Origin of the sequence: Mesorhizobium sp. M1A.F.Ca.IN.020.06.1.1 (genome assembly GCF_004023265.1) — a bacterium.
Lineage (GTDB): Bacteria > Pseudomonadota > Alphaproteobacteria > Rhizobiales > Rhizobiaceae > Mesorhizobium.
Genome location: NZ_RZSR01001043.1, coordinates 1 through 2004, shown reverse-complemented (window position 1 = coordinate 2004; position 2004 = coordinate 1). Strand labels below are relative to the sequence as shown.

The following is a 2004-nucleotide window of genomic DNA, read 5'->3' as shown; positions in this document are numbered from 1 at the left end:
GAAAGAACCAGGCGCAACAAGGCGCGCACGCCCTTAAGCCGCTTACGGCACTTGTGCAGTCCCTGCTCCGGCTTGTCGCGCGCCGTCTCGAGTTGGCCAAGCGCCTTGCCGATCTCGTCAGCCAATATGCGCCTGACCTCGCCGGTCAGCGGCAAGCGCGGATCGATGCGAAAGCTCATGCGGCTATCTCCGGAATCCCGCCGAGGGCCAGCGACGCGTTGTAAAACCTCGACTCACCGGTGACCTCGCGACCGAGCCAGTCGGGCAGCATTTCGTCAGGCACGTCCTCCGGCGTCTCCAACTCCGCGACCACCAGCCCCGAGAGCACTCCGCCGAACACATCGACTTCATAGAGATAGCCGCGGTGCCTAACATGGTGACGTGTCTTCTCGATGACACGCCCGATCGCGAAGGCCATCAATTCCTCGGCCTCGGCGAGCGGGATCGGATATTCGAATTCGTCGCGCTCGCGCGCCTTGTTGCCGAACTTCAGCGTCAGCGCGGCGGAGCCTCCGTCGCTGATGCGTACGCGAACCGTGCGTCCAGGCTGCGCGGCGACGTAGAACTGACGAATGCGGATATGCGCCTCGACCAGGCTGCGCCAGGCGGGATCAGCGACCAGGAACTTGCGCTCGACTTCCTTGCCCATGGCCGCGCACTAAAGCCCGCCCGCAGGAAGATGGCAAGCCGCGTTGGAATTCAATTTGACTTTAATCAATCGATTGATTAAATAGGTGGAATGAGCAAACAAACGAACGCCAAAGGGCCGCAACGCGAAGCCTCTCCCGCCGATCAAACGCGCGCGGCGCTGGTGCAGGCCGCGCTGAAGCTGTTCGGCCGGCAGGGCTTCGACGGCACCTCGACGCGCGAGATCGCGGCCGAGGCCAAGGCCAATATCGGCTCGATCGCCTATCATTTCGGCGGCAAGGAGGGGCTGCGCGCCGCCGCCGCCGACTTCATCGTCGAGACCATCCAGGGGATCGCCGGCCAGGCGCTCGGCGCACCCCAGCCGGCGGCCCCTTCGAGCCCGGAAGCCGCCCGGGCGCAGCTCTTTGCCGCGCTGGCGCGGATGGTCGGCTTTGTCGTGGCAAGTCCCCAGGCCGGCGAGATCGTACAATTCGTACTGCGCGAGCTCTCGCATCCGACGGCGGCGCTCGACCGCATTTATGCCGGCGTGTTCGAACCGACGCATCGCCGGCTGTGCCAGATCTGGGAGCAGGCGACCGGCGAACCGGCCGAGAGCGAGGCCACGAGGCTCACCGTGTTCACCATCATCGGGCAGGTCATCTATTTCCGCATCGGACGCGAGGCGGTGATGCGCAGGATGGGCTGGCGCGAGATCGGCGACAAGGAGGCCGCCAAGGTCGTGGCGGTCGCGACCGACAACCTCAGGGCAATGCTTGCGGCGCGCGACGCAGCCGCCGGCAGGAAGGTCAAATCATGAGCTTACTCTGTTCGCTGCCGCTCGCGGCCCAGCTGTTCGGCGCCTGCGCGCCGGCCGCCCCGCTTGCCGTCGGCTATGTCGAAGGCGAATATGTGCTGCTGGCGCCGATCGAAGTCGCGCAGGTCGAGACCGTGACGGTCAAGCGCGGCGACCGTGTCGAGTCGGGCGCGCCGGTGGTGACGCTGGAAAGCGCCGATGCCAAGATTGCCGTGGCGCAAGCCCAGGCCGCGCTCGCCCAAGCGCAGGCGCAGCTTGCCGACCTCAAGGTGGGCAAGCGGCCGGAAGAGATCGCCGTGCTCAAGGCGCAGGTGGACATGGCGAAGGCGCAGGCTGCCGACGCCAAACGCAAATATGACCGCGCCAGCGATCTCTACAAGCGCGGCACCGGCACCCAGGCCGATTACGACACGGCCTCGGCTTCGCTGGAGACCGCCAACGCGCAGGTCGGCCAGGCGGAGGCGAACCTTGCCGTCGGCGGCCTGCCGGCGCGGGCCGAAACGATCAGAGCTGCCGAGAACCAAGTCAAGCAGGCGCAATCGGAATTGGGGCAGGCCGAGTGG

The 2004-nt window shown here is 66.3% G+C and carries 2 protein-coding genes and 2 pseudogenes; 2 read left to right on the top strand and 2 right to left on the bottom strand.

Going from position 1 to position 2004, the window contains the following annotated elements:
• Both EOA60_RS39345 and EOA60_RS30695 read right to left on the bottom strand, forming a co-directional pair.
• A pseudogene (locus EOA60_RS39345) lies at positions 1 to 179 on the bottom strand (CHAD domain-containing protein); the annotation flags it as partial.
• Complete coding sequence (locus tag EOA60_RS30695) at positions 176 to 649, bottom strand: CYTH domain-containing protein (RefSeq protein WP_067323434.1); 474 nt, start codon at positions 647 to 649, stop codon at positions 176 to 178. The pseudogene EOA60_RS39345 and the gene EOA60_RS30695, both read right to left, overlap by 4 nt.
• Positions 650 to 739: 90 nt before the next feature.
• On the opposite strand from EOA60_RS30695, the gene EOA60_RS30690 reads away from it, so the two are divergent.
• Both EOA60_RS30690 and EOA60_RS30685 read left to right on the top strand, forming a co-directional pair.
• Positions 740 to 1444 (top strand): DUF1956 domain-containing protein, encoded by a 705-nt coding sequence (locus tag EOA60_RS30690; protein ID WP_067323437.1) that lies wholly within the window; start codon positions 740 to 742, stop codon positions 1442 to 1444.
• Positions 1441 to 2004: pseudogene (locus EOA60_RS30685) on the top strand (TolC family protein); the annotation flags it as partial. The gene EOA60_RS30690 and the pseudogene EOA60_RS30685, both read left to right, overlap by 4 nt.

What these genes read in the sequence shown, in the direction of transcription:
- EOA60_RS30690 (WP_067323437.1), top strand. Translation starts at nt 740, where the DNA reads ATGAGCAAACAAACGAACGCCAAAGGGCCGCAACGCGAAGCCTCTCCC.
- EOA60_RS30695 (WP_067323434.1), bottom strand. Translation starts at nt 649, where the DNA reads ATGGGCAAGGAAGTCGAGCGCAAGTTCCTGGTCGCTGATCCCGCCTGG.